This is a genomic window from Kitasatospora sp. NPDC098663 (assembly GCF_044760075.1).
GTDB lineage: Bacteria > Actinomycetota > Actinomycetes > Streptomycetales > Streptomycetaceae > Kitasatospora.
Map to the genome: position 1 here is coordinate 13,786 of NZ_JBIWAP010000036.1, position 19,050 is coordinate 32,835.

Genomic DNA, 19,050 nt, shown 5'->3' on the forward strand with positions numbered 1-19,050 from the left:
CGCTCCACCGGGCGCACCCCCCGCTCCCCCCCGGCCCCCGTTCCCGGGCCCGAGGGCCGGCCCCCGCCTGCCCCGGCGCCCGCATCGCCTCCTCCCCGTCCGGAAGGACCTACCGCCATGACCGACCGGCCTGCCCAGCCCGCGCGTTCGTCCACTCCGCCGCAGGCCGGCGACACCCCTGGCGCCCCGGGGACCGATGCCGCCCCGCCGCCGGCGCACCGGACGCTCGACGTGCTGTTCGCCGCCCAGGTGGCCCGCGCGCCGCACGCGCCCGCGGTGACCGACGGCCGGCGCAGCTGGACGTACCGGGAACTGGCCGACCGGGTCGAGCGCCTGGCGTGTGACCTCGCACGGCGCGGCGCCGGGACGGACCGGACGGTGGCGCTGGTCCTGCCGCGCTCGATGGAACTGGTCGCGGCGGAGCTGGCCGTCGCGCGGACGGGCGCCGCCTTCCTGCCCGTGGATCCGGCCTACCCCGCCGGGAGACGGGCGCTGATGCTCGCCGACGCCGCCCCCGCCGTCGTCCTGGACGATCCGGCCCGGGTCCGCGCGCTGCTGGAGACGGACCCGGCCGACACCACGGACCGGGCCGACACCACGGACCGGGCCGACACCGCGGACCGGGCCGACACCGCGGACACGCCCGGCAGCACGGACACGCCCGGTACCGCCGCCGCGCCCGGCACCGGCCTGTCGGGCCCGACCGGCACCGACCACGCGGCGTACGTGATCTACACCTCGGGCTCCACCGGGACGCCCAAGGGCGTGGTCGTCACCCACCGGGGGATCGGCGGCTTCGCCGAGGCGGCCCGCGCGCACTACGCCGTGCGCCCCGGCGACCGGGTGCTGCAGTTCTCCTCGCCCAGCTTCGACGCCTCCGTCCTCGAACTGTTCATCTCCGTGCTGGCCGGGGCCACGCTGGTGATCCCCCCGCACGGCCCCTGGCTGGGCGAGGAACTCGCCGCCGTGCTCGACGAGCACCGCATCACCCACGCCCTCATCCCGCCGGCCGCCCTGGCCACCGTGCCCGGCGGCGCGGGCCGCCGTCTGCGCACGCTGATCGTCGGAGCCGAGGCCTGCCCCGCCGAACTGGTCGACCGCTGGGCGCCCGGCCGGCGCATGATCAACTCCTACGGCCCGACCGAGGCGACCATCGTCGCCACCTGGACCGGCCCGCTGACCGCCGGCAGCGGCGCACCCCCCATCGGCGGCGCGCTGCCGCACACCCGGGCGTACGTGCTCGACGCGGCGATGCGGCCCCAACCACCGGGTGCCGACGGCGAGTTGTACGTCGGCGGGGAGGGCGTGGCCCGTGGCTACCTGGGCCGCCCCGGCCTGACCGCCGGGCGCTTCGTCGCCGACCCCTTCGGCCCGCCCGGCGCCCGGCTCTACCGCACCGGAGACCGCGCCCGGTGGACCGCCGACGGGGAACTGGAGTTCCTCGGCCGGCTCGACCGGCAGGTGAAGATCCGCGGCTTCCGGATCGAGCCGGGGGAGATCGAGGCCGCCCTGCGGGCGCACCCCGCCGTCGACCAGGCCGTCGTCGTGGTCCGGGAGGACGAACCGGGCCGCGAACGCCTGGTCGGCTACGCCACGCCCGCCGACCCGGAGCACGCCCCGGACCCGGCGGAGCTGCGCGCGGCGCTGGCCGCCGCCCTGCCGGCCCACCTGGTGCCGTCCGCCGTGGTCGTCCTGGCCGCGTTGCCGCTCACCCCGCAGCACAAGATCGACCAGCAGGCACTGCCCGCGCCCGCCCGCTCCGGGGCGGCCGCACCCGTCGCCCCGCGCACCGAGCGCGAACGCGCCCTGGCCGCCATCTGGGCCGAGGTCCTCGGCGTCGACGAGGTGGGGGCCACGGACGACTTCTTCGACCTGGGCGGCGACTCGATCCTCGCCGCCCGAACCCTGGCCCGGGTCACCGAGCGGCTGGGCGTCCGGCTCACGCTCCGGGACGTCTTCACCGCGCGGACCGTCGCCGCCCTGGCCCCGCTGGTGGACGAGCGGCACACCGCCGCGCCGCCGGAGCCGATCCCGCCCGCCCCGCGCGAGGAGCCGCTGCCGCTGTCCAGTGCCCAGCGCCGCCTGTGGTTCCTCGACGACCTCACCGTCGGGGGGACGGAGTACAACACCGGCGTGGCCCTGCGGCTGCACGGGACGGCGGACCCGGAGGCCCTGCACCGGGCCCTGGGCCGGCTCGCCGCCCGCCACGACTCGCTGCGCACCACCTTCGCCACCGTCGACGGGCAGCTCGTGCAGCGCGTCGCGGCGGCGGGCGCCCTGCCGCTGCGCACCGCGGACGTCGGCGACCGGCCGGCCGGGGAGCGCGCCGAGGCGGCCGAACGGCTGCTGACCGAGGAGTTGAACCGGCCCTACGACCTGGCGGACGGCCCGCTCGCCCGGGCGCTGCTGGTCCGCCTCGCCGCCGACGAGCACCTGCTGCTGCTGGCGCAGCACCACATCATCACCGACGGCTGGTCGGTGGGCGTCCTCACCCGCGAGCTGGCCGCGCTCTACCGGGCGGAGGTCTCCGGCGAACCGGACGCGCTCGCCGCCCCCGCCCTCCAGTACCCCGACTTCGCGCGCTGGGAGCAGCACCGGCGGACCCAAGCCGGAGCGGAGGACGCGCCGGACCTCGCCTACTGGAAGCGGAACCTGGCGGAGCTGCAACCCCTGCAACTGCCCACCGACCGGCCCCGGCCCGCCCAGCGCACGACGAACGGCGCGGCGCACCGCCACCGTCTCCCGGCCGAACTGGTGGCCCGGCTGCGGCACCTTGCCGCGGGCCGCGGCACGACGCTGTTCACCCTGTTCGCGGGGGCGTCCGCGCTGCTGTTCTCGCGCTACTCCGGCCAGCGGGACGTGGCGTTCGGCACCGTCACCACCGGGCGCGACCGGCGGGAGCTGGAGGAGGTGACCGGTTTCTTCGTCAACACCGTGGTGCTGCGCGGCGACGTGGACGAGCGGGCGACGGTCGACCGGTTCGTGGAGAGCGTGCGCACCACCCTGCTGGACGCCTTCGCCCACGCCGCGGTGCCCTTCGACCGGGTGGTCGAGGAACTGGCCCCGCCCCGCGACCCGAGCCGCACCCCGCTGGTCCAGGTCATGGTCGTCCAGCAGAGCCCCACCACGCCGCCGCCCGCCGCAGGCCTGCGCTTCGACGACCACCCGCTGCCCCGCCCGGCCGCCCGGTTCGACCTGGTGCTGGAGTTCACCCCGGAGGACACCGACGGCTGCGCGCTGACGGTGGAGTACAACACGGACCTGTTCGACGCCCGGACGGTGGCCCGGATGGCCCGCCACCTGCACCGCCTGCTGGCGGGCATGGCGGACGGCCCGCAGCGCATCCTCGCCGAACTGCCCATGCTCTCCGAGGGGGAGCAGCGCACGCTGCTCGACTCCTGGAACCCGCCCGCGCACGCCGCCGGCGACCTCCCGGACACCGTGCTGCCCGTGCTGTTCGAGGCGCAGGCGGCCCGCACGCCCGGGCGGACCGCCGTCGGCTGCGGCCCGGTGCGGCGGGACTACGCGGAGGTCAACCGGCGGGCCAACCGCCTCGCCCGGCTGCTGGTCGCCCGGGGCGCGGGCCCCGAGCGGCTGGTCGCGCTGTGCCTGCCGCGCTCCGCCGACCTGCCGTCGGTGCTGTGGGCCGTGCTCAAGTCGGGTGCGGCGTACCTGCCGGTGGACCCGGGCTACCCGGCCGAGCGGATCCGCTTCATGCTGGCGGACGCCGGGCCCGCGCTGGTCCTCGCCACCCGGGAGACGGCGGCCGCGCTGCCCGAGGGGTGGCCCGTCCTGCTGCTGGAGGACGGCGCCGACCTGGCCGCCGACGCCGGCCCGGCAGGCACCGGCCCGGCGGACCGCGACGACACCGGGGACGCCGGGGACGCCGACCTCACGGACGCCGACCTCACGGACGCCGACCGCCTCCGGCCGCTGCTGCCGGAGCACCCCGCCTACGTCATCTACACCTCGGGGTCGACCGGCCGGCCCAAGGGCGTCGTGATCACCCACCGCAGCGTCGTCGCCCTCGCCCGCTGGGCGGCCGAGCGGTTCGGGCCCGGCGGGCTGGACCACGTGGTCGCCGCCACCTCGCTCAACTTCGACGTGTCGGTCTTCGAACTGCTCTGCCCGCTGCTCGCGGGCGGGAGCGTCGAGGTGGTCGCCGACCTGGCCGCCCTCGCCGAGGAGCCGGCCCCGCGCCGCGTCGGCCTGGTCAGCGGCGTGCCCTCGGTGATCTCCCGGCTGCTCGCCGGGGGCGCCGCCCCGGTCGACGCGGGCACCGTCGTGCTGGCCGGCGAGGCCCTCTCCGCCCAGGCGGTGGGCGACCTGCGGCGCGCCCTGCCCGGCAGCGCGATCGCCAACATCTACGGCCCCACCGAGGCCACCGTCTACGCCACCGCCTGGTTCGCCGGTGACCGGCTGCCGGAGCAGGCGCCGCCGATCGGCAGGCCGCTCGCGCTGACCCGGACGTACGTCCTGGACCCCGGGCTGCGCCCGCAACCGCCGGGCGTGGTCGGCGAGTTGTACCTCGGTGGCGGCGGCCTGGCGCGCGGCTACCTGGGCCGCCCCGGGCTCACCTCCGCCCGGTTCGTCGCCGACCCGTACGGCGCGCCGGGGGAGCGGATGTACCGCACCGGCGACCGGGTGCGGTGGAACGCCGACGGCGACCTGGAGTACCTCGGCCGGATCGACCAGCAGGTCAAGGTGCGCGGCTTCCGGATCGAACTGGGCGAGGTGGAGGAGGCGCTGCGGCGCTGCGAGGGCGTGGCGGAGGCGGCCGCCACCGTCGCCGACGGCGGGGGCAACCGCCGCCTGGTCGGCTACGTGGTCCCCGTCCCGGGCGGGCGGGTGGAGCCCGAGGCCGTACGCCGGGCGCTCGGCCTGGCCCTGCCGGACTACCTGGTGCCCTCGGTCGTCGTGCCGCTGCCCGCGCTGCCGCTCAACCCCAACGGCAAGCTCGACCGGAGCCGGCTGCCCGATCCGGGGCCGGCCGTGCCCGCCGTACGCCACGTCGCCCCCCGGACCCCCGCCGAACAGGCGCTCGCCGCCATCTGGGCGGAGGTGCTGCGGCTGGAACGGGTCGGCGCGGACGACAACTTCTTCGACCTCGGCGGCGACTCCATCCTCGGCATCCAGGTGGTGGCCCGCTCCCGGCAGGCAGGGCTGGCGGTGACCTCCGGGGACCTCTACCGGCACCAGACGGTCGCCGCGCTGGCCCGGTGCGCGGACGACGCCGAACGGCCGGCCGTGACCGCCCGGGTGGCCGCCACCGGGGCGGGCGTCCTGACCCCGATCCAGCGCTGGTGGCTCGACCGGGCCGCGGGGCGCGCCGGGCACTTCAACCAGGCGCTCTCCCTCCTGCTGGGCGCCGACGTGGACCGGGCGGCACTGGAGGACGCCCTGAACGACGTGGTCGCCCACCACGACGCGCTGCGCTCCGCCTTCACGGCTGACCTCGTAGAGCCCGATCCCGCAGAGCCTCGCAGCGGCGAGATCGGTACCGGCGCCGGGGTGCGCTGGCGGATCGACGAGCGGGCGCCCCGGATCCGCCTGGGCCGGCACACGGGCCCGGACGGCGACACCCCGCACTTCGGCCCCTTCGACCTGGGCGGCGGCGACGGCCCGCTGCTGCGCGCCGTGCTGCACGAGCGCGGTGCGGGGCGGCCGCCGGTCCTGCACCTGGCCGTCCACCACCTGGTCGTCGACGGGGTCTCCTGGCGGGTGCTGGCGGAGGACCTCGACACGGCCTACCGCGCCCGCCGCGACGGCCGGGACGGGGCGGCGGCCCTGCCGGCGAAGTCCTCGCCGCTGCGGCAGTGGGGCGAGCGGCTCGGCGCCCACGCCGCGGCCGGCGGCTTCGAGGACGAGACGGAGTACTGGGCGCGGGCCGTCCCCGCGCAGGACGGCGACGCCCCGGCGGACCCGTTCCCGGCCGACCTCGCGGGGGCCGACACCCACGCCTCGGCCCGCTCCGTCACCGTGCGCCTCGACCCCGCCGACACCGCCGCCCTCCTGCGCACCCTGCCCGACACCTACCGCACCCAGGCCAACGACGTGCTGCTGAGCGCCCTCGGCCGGGCCCTGTGCGGGGCGAGCGGGCAGGAACGGGTCGTGGTGGACGTCGAGGGGCACGGCCGCGAGGAGCTGTTCGCCGACCTCGACCTGAGCCGCACGGTCGGCTGGTTCACCACCCGGCACCCCGTGGCGCTGGCCGTGCCCGCCGGGGCCGACTGGGACGGCGTCCTCAAGCGGGTCAAGGAGCAGCTGCGCGCCGTCCCCCGACGGGGCCTCGGTTTCGACGCCCTGCGCCACCTGGGGCGCCCCGGCACGGCCCCCGACGCCCCGGCCGCGCGGATCAGCTTCAACTACCTCGGCCGGATGTCCTTCCCGCAGGACGCGGCCGGGCTCTACCGCGGCACCTTCCGGCCCCTGGAACTGGACGCCGACCCGCGCGTCGAGCGCCCGCACGCCCTGGAGGTGGTCGGCCGGCTGGACGGCGACGCGCTGGAGTTCAGCTGGTTCTACTCCGGCGCCGTGCACCGGCGCGACACCGTCGAGGCCCTGGCCCGGCGCTTCGCCGCCGAGCTGGCCGACCTCGCGCGGTACGCGGCCCGCCCGGGCGCCGCCGGGCGCACCCCGTCCGACTTCCCGCTGGCCCGGCTCGACCAGGCGGCCGTGGACCTGATCACCGGCGACGACCCGGGCGCGGTGGAGGACGTCCTCCCGCTGACGCCGACCCAGTCCGGGATGCTCTTCCACGGCCTCGCCGAGGAGGACAGCGGCGCCTACTTCCAGCAGCTGGACTTCGTCCTGGACGGCGTGCCCGACCCCGGGCGGCTCGCCGCCGCCTGGCAGTGGGTCACCGACCGCACCCCGGTGCTGCGCGCCCACGTCCGCTGGCAGGAGGTGCCCGAGCCGCTGCTGGTGGTGCGGCGGCGGGCGGCCGTTCCGGTCGGTCACCTGGACTGGCGCGAGCTGCCCGAGTCCGAGCGCAGGGGCCGGCTGGCCGAGCTTTTGGACCGCGACCGGGCCCGCGGCCTGGACCTGGCCCTGGCCCCGCTCCAGCGCCTGCTGCTCATCCGCCTCTCCGACACCCGGGTGCGCGTGCTGTGGTCCTTCCACCACCTCGTCCTGGACGGCTGGAGCCTCTTCCAGGTGCTGTCCGACGTGTTCGCCGTGCACGCCGCGGCGGCCCGCTCCGGGCCGGAGGCAGGAGAACTCCCGTCCGGCACCGAACCCTTCGGCACCGAACCCTTCGGCACCGAACCCTCCTTCGGCACCGTCCCGTACGGCACGGTGCCGGAGCGCCGGCCCTACCGCGACTTCGTGGCCTGGCTGCGCGAGCGCGACCCGGCGGAGGCCGAGCAGCACTGGCACGGGCGCCTGGCCGGGCTGGCCGAGCCGACGCCGCTGCCGTACGACCGCGAGCCGCGCCAGAGCCACCGCGCGGAATCCACCCGGGCCGTGCCGTTCACCCTCCCCGCCGCCGAGACCCGGGCGCTGGAAGGCCTCGCGCGCAGCTCCGGCCTGACCCTGAACACCCTGGTCCAGGGCGCCTGGGCGATCCTGCTGGGCCGTCAGGCGAACCGGGACGAGGTGGTGTTCGGCACCACCTCGTCCGGGCGGCCGCCCGAGCTGCCCGGCGTCGAGTCGATGACCGGCCTGTTCATCACCACCCTGCCCACCCGGACGGCCGTGCCCGCCGGCGGCACCCTGCTCGACTGGCTCCGCACGCTGCAACGGGAGCAGGGCGAGGACCGGCGCCACGGCTTCGTCCCGCTCACCCGCCTGCGGGCCGCCACCGACCTCCCCGAGCAGACCGCCCTGTTCGACAGCATCGTCGTCTTCGAGAACTACCCGGTCGAGGACGACGCGGCCGCCGCGCACGGCCTGCGCCTGCGCGACCTGGACGGCATCGAGACCACCAACTACCCGCTCGCGCTGCTGGCCTACCCGGGGCCGGAGCTGGCCCTGCGGCTGTGCTACGACCCGCGGCTGTTCGACGAGGCCACCGTCCGGCGGATGGCCGGGCAGCTCACGGCCGTCCTGACGGGACTGCCCGGGAGCGCCGGGAGCGCGCCCGCGCGCGTGCCGCTGCTGACCGCCGGGGAGCGCCGGCGGATCCTCGTCGACTGGAACGCCACCGCCGTCGAACGGACCGAGCGCGACATCGCGGACCTGTTCGCCGAGCAGGTGCGCCGCAGCCCGGACGCCGTCGCCCTGGAGGCGGGCCACGAGCGCCTCGGCTACCGCGACCTCGACGCCCGCGCCGCCGCCCTGGCCGGCCGGCTGGCCGCGCTCGGCGTCGGCGTCGAGCACCCGGTCGGCGTGCTCATGGACCGCTCCGTCGACCTGGTCGTCGCCCAGCTGGCGCTGGTCCGGATCGGCGGGGTCTACGTGCCGCTGGACGCCAGGGCGCCGCGCGAGCGGCTGCAGCTGATGCTGGCCGAGGCCGGCGCGGACCTGCTGCTCACCGACGCGCACGGGGACCGCATGGCCCGCGAACTGCGGCCGGACGGGCAGGTGCTTCGCGTCGACGGGCAGACCTTCGCCGACCGGCCGGTCCCGGCCGCCGTCCCGGTGCCCCACCCCGACAACGTCCAGTACCTGATGTTCACCTCGGGCTCCACCGGCACCCCCAAGGGCGTCGCGGTGCGCCGGCGCGACGTCGCCGCGCTCGCCCTGGACCGCGCCTTCACCGGCCACGACCGGGTGCTCGTGCACTCCCCGCACGCCTTCGACGCCGCCACCTACGAGCTGTGGGTGCCGCTGCTGCGCGGCGGCACCGCCGTGCTGGCCCCGCCGGAGGACCTGGACGCCGCCACCGTCCGCCGCGCCGTCACCGAGCAGGGCGTGCAATGCCTGTGGCTGACCGCCGGCCTGTTCCGGCTCCTCGCCCAGGAGGACCCGGGCTGCCTGCGCGGCGCCCGGGAGGTGTGGACCGGCGGCGAGGCGGTGCCCGGCGCGGTCGTGCGCCGCGTCCTGGAGGCCTGCCCCGACCTCACCGTGGTCGACGGCTACGGCCCGACCGAGACCACCACCTTCGCCACCCGCCGGGCCTTCCGCCCCGGGGACCGGCTGCCCGCCGTGCTGCCGATCGGACGCCCGCTGGACGACACCAGGGTGTACCTGCTGGACGGCGCCCTCCAGCCGCAACCGCCCGGCATCACCGGCGAGTTGTACATCGCCGGCGCCGGAGTCGCGCGCGGCTACGCGGGCCGGCCCGGCGAGACCGCCGCCCGCTACCTCGCCGACCCCTTCGGGCCGCCCGGCGGCCGGATGTACCGCACCGGCGACACCGCCCGGTGGAGCGAGGACGGCGAACTGCACTTCGTGGGCCGCGCGGACGACCAGATCAAGATCCGCGGCTTCCGCATCGAACCCGCCGAGATCGAGGCACGGCTCACCGCCCACCCGGCCGTCGCGGAGGCCGTCGTCTCGCTCCACGAGGACGCGGGGCGCAAGCGGCTGGCCGCCCACCTGGTGCCGGCCGGTGGCGCCGAGCCGCCCTCCGCCACGGCGCTGCGCGCCCACCTGGCCGCCGACCTGCCCGACTACATGCTGCCCGCGGCCTTCGTCACGGTCGCCGAACTGCCGCTGACCGCCAACGGCAAGGTGGACCGCAGGCGGCTGCCCGCCCCCGACTGGTCGGCGGCGGGGAGCCGAGACCACCGCGCCCCGACCACCGACACCGAACGCGTCCTCACCGCGATCTGGGCGGAACTGCTCGGCGTGGAGCGGGTCGGGGTCGACGACGACTTCTTCCTGCTCGGCGGCGACTCGATCCTGAGCATCCAGGTCGTCTCCCGCGCCCGCGCCGCCGGTCTCGCGCTGTCCCCCCGCGACCTGTTCCGGCACCCCACCGTCGCCGCGCTGGCCGCCGCCGCCGGCACCGCCGCCACCGTCGCCGGCACCGAACCCGTCAGCGGAGAGGTGGGCCTGACGCCCATCCAGCACTGGTTCCTCGACCCGCACCCGCCGTACGCCGCGTCCTTCGACCAGTCCGTCGTGGTGGAGGCTCCCGGCGAGGTCGACCCGCAGGCCCTGCGCCGCGCCCTGGCCGCCCTGTGGGCCCACCACGACGCCCTGCGCTGCCGCTTCACCACCGGGGAGGACGGCGCCTGGCAGCAGCACTGCGCCCCCGCGGACGCCGCCGCCCCCGAACTGCTGGAGGTCGTCGACCTCGGCGCCCTGGACCGGGCGGCGGCCGAGGCCGCCGAGGCGCGGGCCACCGAGGCCGCGCACGCCGCGTTCCGGCTGGACACCCTCCCGCTGCTCACCGCCCGCCTGTTCACCACCGACGGCACCCGGCCCGCCCGGCTGCTGCTGGCCGTCCACCACCTGGTCGTCGACGGCGTCTCCTGGCGGATCCTGCTGGAGGACCTGGAGACCGCCTACCGGCAGGCCGTGGAGGGCCGGCCGCTGCGCCTGCCCGCCCGCACCACCTCCGTCCGGGAGTGGACCCGCCGCCTGCGCGAGCACACCGCGGCCGGCGGCTTCGCGGACCGGCGCGACCACTGGGCGGCGGCCGCCCGGCACTGCGCGGCCGCGCTGCCGGTGGACGGCGACGGCGGCAACACCGCCGCCGACCTGCGCGCCGTCACGGTCCGGCTGGACCGCGAGCGCACCGGGGACCTGCTGCGCAAGGTCCCCGGGGTCTACCGCACCCGGATCGACGACGTCCTGCTCACCGCCCTGGGCCGGGTGCTCGCCGAGTGGACCGGACGGCGCACCGTCGCGATCGGCCTGGAGGGGCACGGCCGCGAGGACCAGCTGTTCGAGGACGTCGACCTGTCCCGCACGGTCGGCTGGTTCACCTCGCTCCACCCCGTCGCCCTCGACGTCCCGGACGGGGACTGGGGCACCGCGCTGAAGGCCGTCAAGGAGCAGCTGCGGGCGGTGCCGGAGCGCGGCCTCGGCTACGGCGCGCTGCGCCACCTCGCCCGGGACGAGCGGCTCGCCGGCGCCCCGCTCCCCGGGATCAGCTTCAACTACCTGGGCCGCTTCGACTGGTCGGTCGACGGCGCCGCCCTGGTGCGCGCCGTCCCCGGCGGCCTCGGCGGCGCGGAGGCGCCCGGCACCGAGCGCCCGCACCTGCTGGACGTGATCGCCCGGGTCGAGGACGACCGGCTGGAGATCGGCTGGTACTACAGCGCCGGCCGGCACCACGAACGGACCGTCACCGCGCTCGCGGACGCCATGCTGCGCGCCCTGGAGGACCTCGTCGCCCACTGCGCCGAGCCCGGCGCCGGCGGCCGCACCCCCGCCGACTTCCCGCTGGCCCGGCTGGACCAGGCGGCGGTGGACCGGATCGCCGGGGACGGCCGCTCCGTCGCCGACGTGTACCCGCTGACGGCGATGCAGGCGGGCATGCTCTTCCACAGCCTGCTGGACCCGGACGCCCACACCTACGTCAACCAGGTCCAGCTGGTCCTCTCCGGGATCACCGACCCGCACGCCCTGGCCGCCGCCTGGCAGCAGACCGTGGACGCCAACGCGGTGCTGCGCACCCGGCTCGCCTGGCAGGACACCGCCGAACCGCTCCAGGTCGTCCAGCACCGGGCCGCCGTCCCGGTGACCCACCACGACTGGACCGGCCGCCCGGCCGACCGGATCGAACGGGACACCGCCCGGCTGCTCGCCGAGGACCGGGCGGCCGGCCTCGACCTGGCCGCCGCACCGCTGATGCGGCTGACCCTGGTCCGGCTGTCGCCGACCCGGGTGCGGGTGGTGTGGACCTTCCACCACGTCCTGCTCGACGGGTGGAGCGCGGCCCAGGTCTTCGACGAGGTGTGCGAGCGGTACGCCGCCCTGGCCGCCGGGCGCCGGCCGAACCCGGCCGCGCGCGCCCCCTTCGCCGACTACCTGCGCTGGCTGTCCGGGCAGGACCCGGCGCGGGTCGAGCGGTACTGGCGCGACACGCTGGCCGGGTTCCCCGCCCCCACCGAACTGCCCCGCGACCGGCGCCCGGCCGAGGCGCACCGCGCCTCCTCCTCCGCATCGGTGCGGGTGACCCTCGACAACGACCTGTCGGAGCGGCTGCGGACCACCGCCCGGCAGGCCGGGCTGACCGTCAACACCGTGCTCCAGGGCGCCTGGGCGCTGCTGCTCTCCCGCTACGGCGGCGGGGACGACGTGGTCTTCGGCACGATCGTCTCCGGCCGGCCCGCCGAACTCCCGGGCGTCACCTCGATGGTCGGGCTGTTCATCAACGCGCTGCCCACCCGGGTGCGGATCGACGCCGGCCGCTCGCTGCTGGAGTGGCTGCGGGAGCTCCAGGACGCCCAGTCGGAGGCCCGCCGCTACGACGCCGTCTCCCTGGCGCAGCTCCAGAACTGGAGCGAACTGCCGGGCGGCACCGCCCTGTTCGACAGCATCGTGGTCTTCGAGAACTACCCGTTCGACGCGCAGGCGCTGACCAGGCACGGCCTGGGCGTCGAGACCGAGCACGTCCTGGAGCCGACCAACTACCCGCTCGGCGTGGTGGTCGCTCCCGGCGACGCCATCGCGGTCAGCCTCGACCACGACCCGGCCGTCTTCGACACCGCCACCGTCGAGGCGCTCGGGGCGGGCCTGCACACCCTGCTGACGGCGATGGCGGACGGCCTCGACCGGCCGGCGGCCCACCTGCCGCTGCTCGACCCGCCGCGGGGGCGCGCACTCGTCGACCGCTTCGGCGGGGCGGCGGTCGAGGCACCGCAGGACACCGTGCCGGAGGCCTTCGCCCGGCAGGCCGCCCGCACGCCCGACGCCCCGGCCGTCCGCTGCGGCGACGTGCTGCTGACCTACCGGGAGCTCGACGAACGGGCCAACCGGCTGGCCCGGCTGCTGATCGCGGCCGGTGCCGGGCCCGAGCGGTTCGTCGCGCTCGCGCTGCCCCGCACCGCCGACCTGGTCGTGGCGCTGCTGGCGGTGCTCAAGAGCGGCGCCGCCTACCTGCCGGTCGACCCCGGGTACCCGGCCGAGCGGATCGCGTTCCTCTTCGCGGACGTGCGGCCCGACGCCGTGGTCACCGACACGGAGACCGGAGGACGGCTGCCGGCCGGCCCGTTCACCCGGATCGTGCTCGACGACCCGGGGTGCGCCGAACGGCTCGCCGCCGCCCGCCCCGACGCCGTGCGCGACGACGAACGGCTCGGCGCCCTGCTGCCGCAGCACCCCGCGTACGTCATCCACACCTCCGGCTCGACCGGCCGCCCCAAGGGCGTCGTGGTCGCCCACGCCTCGGTCCTGGCCCTGACCGACTGGGCCGCCGCCGAGTTCGCCGACCACGGCCTGGCCCACGTGGTGGCCGCCACCTCGCTCAACTTCGACGTGTCGGTGTTCGAGATCTTCTCGCCGCTGCTCGCCGGCGGCCGCGTGGAACTCGTCCGGGACCTGCTGGCCCTGGCCGAGCGCACCGGGCCGTGGCGGGCCGGCCTGCTCAGCGCGGTGCCCTCCGCCCTGGGCGGCCTCCTCGCGGAGGACGCCGTGCACCTCGGCGCCGACACCGTCGTCCTGGCCGGCGAGGCCCTGCCCGCCCGCATCGTGCGCCGGCTGCGCGAGGCCGTCCCCGGCTGCCGGGTGCTGAACATCTACGGCCCCACCGAGGCCACCGTCTACGCCACCGCCTTCGCCTGCGACCCCGCCGACCCCGACCGCGACCCGCCGATCGGCCGCCCGGTCGGCGGCGCCCGGGCCTACGTCCTGGACGACCGGCTGCGCCCGGTGCCCGTCGGCGCGCCGGGGGAGCTGTACCTGGCCGGCACCGGCGTCGCCCGCGGCTACCTGCGGCGCCCGGGCCTGACCGCCGCCCGGTTCCTGCCCGACCCCTTCGGCCCGCCCGGGCGCCGGATGTACCGCACCGGGGACCTGGTGCGCTGGACGGCCGACGGCGACCTCTGCTACCTCGGCCGCGCGGACGACCAGGTCAAGGTGCGCGGCTTCCGGATCGAACTCGGCGAGGTCGAGGCCGCCCTGGCCCGCCACCCGCAGGTGTCGGCGGCCGCCGCCCGGGTCGTCGACCACGACGGCCACCGGCGCCTGGTGGGCTACGCGGTGGCCCGCGACGGCGGGCTGCCGAGCCCCGTCGAGTGGCGCGCCTTCCTCGGGAGCACCCTCCCCGACCACCTGGTGCCCGCGCTGGTGGTGCCGCTGGAGCGGCTGCCGCTCGGCGCCACCGGCAAACTCGACCGCCGCGCGCTGCCCGCCCCGGTGTGGGCCGCCCCGGCCGCACGCGGCGAGCGACCGCCGCGCACCGAGACCGAACGGACCCTCGCCGCGATCTGGCGCGAGGTGCTCGGCGTGCCCGACGTGGGCGCGGACGACAACTACTTCGCGCTCGGCGGCGACTCGATCCTGGGCATCCAGATCGTCTCCGCGGCCCGCCGGGCCGGCCTCGCGCTCACCCCCCGGCACCTGTTCGCCCACCAGACCCTGGCCGAACTCGCCCTCGCCGCCGAGGAGTCGCCGAGCCCGGCGGTCGCCGCCGAACAGGGCGCCGTGATCGGCGACGCCCCGCTCACCCCTGTCCAGCACTGGCTGCTGGACACCCTCGGCGGGGACACCGCCCAGTTCACCCAGTCGGTCTCCTTCACCCTCGCCCCCGACACCGAGGAGCCCCTGCTGCGGGCCGCGCTCGCCGCCGTCCTGGACCACCACGACGCGCTGCGCCTGCGGTTCCAGCCGCTCGGCGACGGGCGCTGGCGCCAGCACGGCACCGCGCCCGGCGAGGCGCCGGAACTGCGCACGCACCACCTGCCCGCCGCACCGGCGCAGGAGCGCGAGGCGACGCTGCGCGAGCTGGCCGAGCGCCTGGCCGCGGGCTTCGACCTGGCCGAAGGGCCGCTGCTGCGGGCCGCGCTGTGCCGCTTCGACGGCGAGCGGCACCCCGTCCTGCTGCTGGCCGCGCACCACCTGGTCGTCGACGCGGTGTCCTGGCGCGTGCTCCTGGAGGACCTGGACACCGCCCACCGCGCGCTGAGCGCGGGCGAACGCCCCGACCTCGGCCCCAAGAGCACCTCCTTCCGGGCCTGGGCCGAACGCCTCGCCGAGCACACCGCGGCCGGCGGCTTCGACGACGAGCACACCCACTGGTACGGCCTGGAGCACGGCGCCGCGACCGCCCTGCCGACCGACCTCGACGGCGCCAACACCGCCGCCACCGAGGAGTCGCTGGACCTCGCCCTGGACGCCGAGGACACCCGGCGGCTGCTCCAGGACGTCCCGGAGGTCTACCGCACCCGGGTCAACGACGTCCTGCTCTGCGCCCTGGGCCGGGTGCTGGCCCGCTGGACCGGCCGGGACCGGGTGACGGTCGCCCTGGAGGGCCACGGCCGCGAGGAACTGTTCGACGGCGTCGACCTCTCCCGGACCGTCGGCTGGTTCACCACGCTGTACCCCGTGGCCCTGGACGTGCCCCTGGGCGCCGACACCGGCACCGCCCTGAAGACCGTCAAGGAGAACCTGCGCGCCGTACCGCGCGGCGGGCTCGGCTACGGCGCCCTGCGCCACCTGCGGCCCGCCGCCACTGTCGAGCCCCGGCTGCCCGACCTGCCGCAGATCGGCTTCAACTACCTGGGCCGGCAGGACCGGACCCCCGCCCCCGGCGGCCTGCTGCACGCCCCGGCCGGCCCGCTCACCGGTGGCATGGACCGGGCCGCGGACCGGCCGCACCTGCTGGACGTGCTCGGCCGGGTGAGCGACGGGAGGCTGGCGTTCACCTGGTCGTACTCCCGCGCGGTGCACCACCGCGCGACCGTCGTCCGGCTCGCCGCCGAACTGCTGGACGAGCTGCGGGAGATCGTCCGCCACTGCGCCGCGCCCGGCGCGGGCGGCCGCACCCCCGCCGACTACCCGCTGGCCGCCCTGGACCAGGCCGCCGTCGACCGACTGGCCGGCACCGGACGGGACGTGACGGAGATCCAGCCGCTCACCCCCACCCAGACCGGCATGGTGCTGCACGGCCTGGACGAGGCCGAACACGGCCTGTACGTCGAGCAGATCACCTTCGTGCTGGACGGCGCCCGCGACCTGCGGCCGCTGGCCGCCGCCTGGCAGCACGTCGTCGACCGCACCCCCGTGCTGCGCACCGCCGTCGTCCTGCGCGACGTGCCCGTACCCCTTCAGGTGGTCCACCGGGACGTGACGCTGCCGGTCACCGAACACGACTGGAGCGCACTGCCGGAAGCCGAGCGCGAAGCCCGCCTGGAGCGGCTGCTCGCCGACCAGCGGGCCCGCCCGCTGGCCCTGGACCGGGCCCCGCTGATGCGGCTCGACCTGATCCGGCTCGGGCCGGACGCGGCGCGCGTGGTGTGGACCTTCCACCACGTGCTGCTCGACGGGTGGAGCGTCTTCCACGTCCTGTCCGACGTCCTGGCCGCCCACGCCGCGCTCGCCCGCGGCGACCGGCCGGGCCTGCCCGAGCGCCGGCCCTTCGCGGACTACGTCGGCTGGCTGGCCGCCCGCGACACCGGCGCCGCCGCGGAGCACTGGCGCGGCGTCCTGGCCGACCTCACCACCACCGCGCTGCCCTACGACCGCAGGCCCGCCCCGGGCGACACGGCCCGCTCCGGCACCTGGCTCTCGCACCGCCTGGACGAGGCCGAGACGGACCGGCTCCAGGAGTTCGCCCGCCGGCACCGCCTCACCCTCAACACCCTGGTGCAGGGCGCCTGGGCGCTGCTGCTGTCGCGGTGGAGCGGGGAGCAGCGGGTGTGCTTCGGCACCACCGTCTCCGGGCGCCCGGCCGACCTGGCCGGCTCCGACGCCATCGTCGGCCTGTTCATCACCACCCTGCCCGCCCGCGTCACCGTCGACGGCGCCCAGCCCTGTGCCGCCTGGCTGCGCTCGCTCCAGGAGGAGCAGGCCGAGGACCGCCGCTTCGACCACCTGCCGCTGGCCGCGATGCACGGCCTTAGCGGGCTGGCCCCCGGGACGGCGCTGTTCGACAGCCTGGTGGTCTTCGAGAACTACCCGGTCGGCGACGCGACGGCCGGCGCCCACGGCCTGCTGATCCGCGAACTGGACGCCAGGGAGGCCACCAACTACCCGCTCACCGTGGTCGTCTCGCCCGGCGACCGGCTCGCCGTCGAACTCGGCCACGACCCCCGGTACATCGACCGGAACACCGCCGGGAAACTGGCCGCCCAGCTGCTGCACACCCTCGCCGCACTGGCCGGCTCGGACGGCACCGCCCGGCTGGACGACCTCGACCTGCTGCCGCCCGGGGAACGCGAGCGGCTGCTGCGCGGCCCGGCCCGCCCGGCGGGCGCCCCGGTGCCCCCGGCGGCCCTGCCCGCCCTGGTCGAGGCCGCCGTGGACCGCCGGCCGCACGCCCCGGCGCTGAGCGCCCCCGGGCTGGAGCTGACCTTCGCCGAGGCCGAGGCGCACGCCAACCGCCTGGCGCACCGGCTCATCGCGCGCGGCGCCGGCCCCGGCGAGGTGGTGGCCCTCCTGCTGCCGCGCTCGGCGGACATGGTGCTCGCCCAGCTGGCGGTGGCGAAGACCGGCGCCGCGTTCCTACCGATCGACCCCCACTACCCCGACGAGCGTGTCGAGTTCATGCTGCGCGACGCCGCGCCCGCACTCACCCTGGACGCCAAGGAGGTCGCGGCGATGCTGGCCGCCCCGCCGGACGGCGCCCCCGACCACCGCCCCGCCGACCCCGACCGGATCCGCCCGCTCGACCTGGACGACCCCGCCTACGTCATCTACACCTCCGGCTCCACCGGCACCCCGAAGGGCGTCGTCCTCACCCACCGCGGGCTGGCCGCCTTCGCCGCCGCCGAGGCCGAGCACTACCGAGTGGCGCCGGGGGACCGGGTGCTGGCCTTCGCCACCCCCAGCTTCGACGCCTCCGTGCTCGAACTGTGCATGTCCCTGCCGCACGGCGCCCGGCTGGTGGTGCCCGCACCCGGACCGCTGCTCGGCGCCCGACTGGCCGAGGTGCTCCGGGCGGAGGCGATCACCCACACCCTGCTGCCGCCGGCCGCCCTCGCCACCCTGCCCGCCGACACCCCCGGCACGCTTCCCGCACTCAGGACCCTGGTGGTCGGCGCCGAAGCGTGCGGCGCCGACCTGGTGGCCCGCTGGGCCCCGCACCACCGCATGGTCAACTCCTACGGCCCCACCGAGGCCACCGTGGTCGCCGCCTGGTCCGCGCCGCTGACCCCGGACGGCGCCGCGCCGCCGATCGGCCGCCCGCTGCCCGGCACCGGCGCCTACGTCCTGGACGCCCGGCTCCGGCCGGTGCCCGACGGCGTCACCGGCGAGCTGTGGCTGAGCGGACCGGCCCTGGCCCGCGGCTACCTCGGCCGGCCGGGCCTGACCGCCGCCCGCTTCACCGCCGACCCGTACGGGCCGCCCGGCACCCGGATGTACCGCACCGGCGACCTGGTGCGCCGCGACCACCGGGGCGAACTGCACTACCTGGGCCGCACCGACCACCAGCTCAAGCTGCGCGGCCACCGCATCGAGGCGGGCGAGGTCGAGGCCGTCCTGGCACGCCATCCGGCCGTGCTGGACGCCGTGGTGACGGTGCGGGAGGACGAGCCCGGGCTGCCCCGCCTGGTCGCCCACCTGCTCGCGGCCCCCGGCGCCGAACCTCCGACCGGAGCCGAACTGCGCGCCCTGGCCGCCCGTTCCCTGCCCGGCCACCTCGTCCCCTCGGCCTTCGCCGTCCTCGACCGCTTCCCGCTCACCGCGAGCGGCAAGACCGACCGCGCCGCGCTGCCCGCCCCCGACCCCGAGGAGGAGCAGCGGCCCGACCGGCTGGCGCCCCGCACGCCCACCGAGGAGGCCGTGGCCGAGATCTGGGCCGAGACCCTGCGGACGGCCGTGGGCGTGACGGACGACTTCTTCCAGCTGGGCGGTGACTCCATGCGGGCCCTGCTGATCGCCTCCCGCGCCAACGATGCCTTCGGCGTCACGCTCACCCCCCGCGACGTCCTGGTCTCCCGCACCGTGGCCGCCCTGGCGGAGCTGGTGGAGGACCAGGTGCTGAGCGAACTCGAAGACGCCGCGTCCGGCGGCCCCGACGATGACGAACGGTGACGAACGGTGATGAACGGT

At 77.1% G+C, this 19,050-nt stretch carries 1 protein-coding gene; it reads left to right on the forward strand.

What is annotated here, in order from left to right; all coding sequences use genetic code 11:
- The first annotated feature begins 117 nt into the window (after window positions 1–117).
- A complete protein-coding gene (locus tag ACIQVZ_RS31075) occupies window positions 118–19,032 on the forward strand; it encodes a non-ribosomal peptide synthase/polyketide synthase (RefSeq protein WP_402454485.1) in 18,915 nt (6,304 codons plus the stop codon).
- Window positions 19,033–19,050 lie beyond the last annotated feature (18 nt).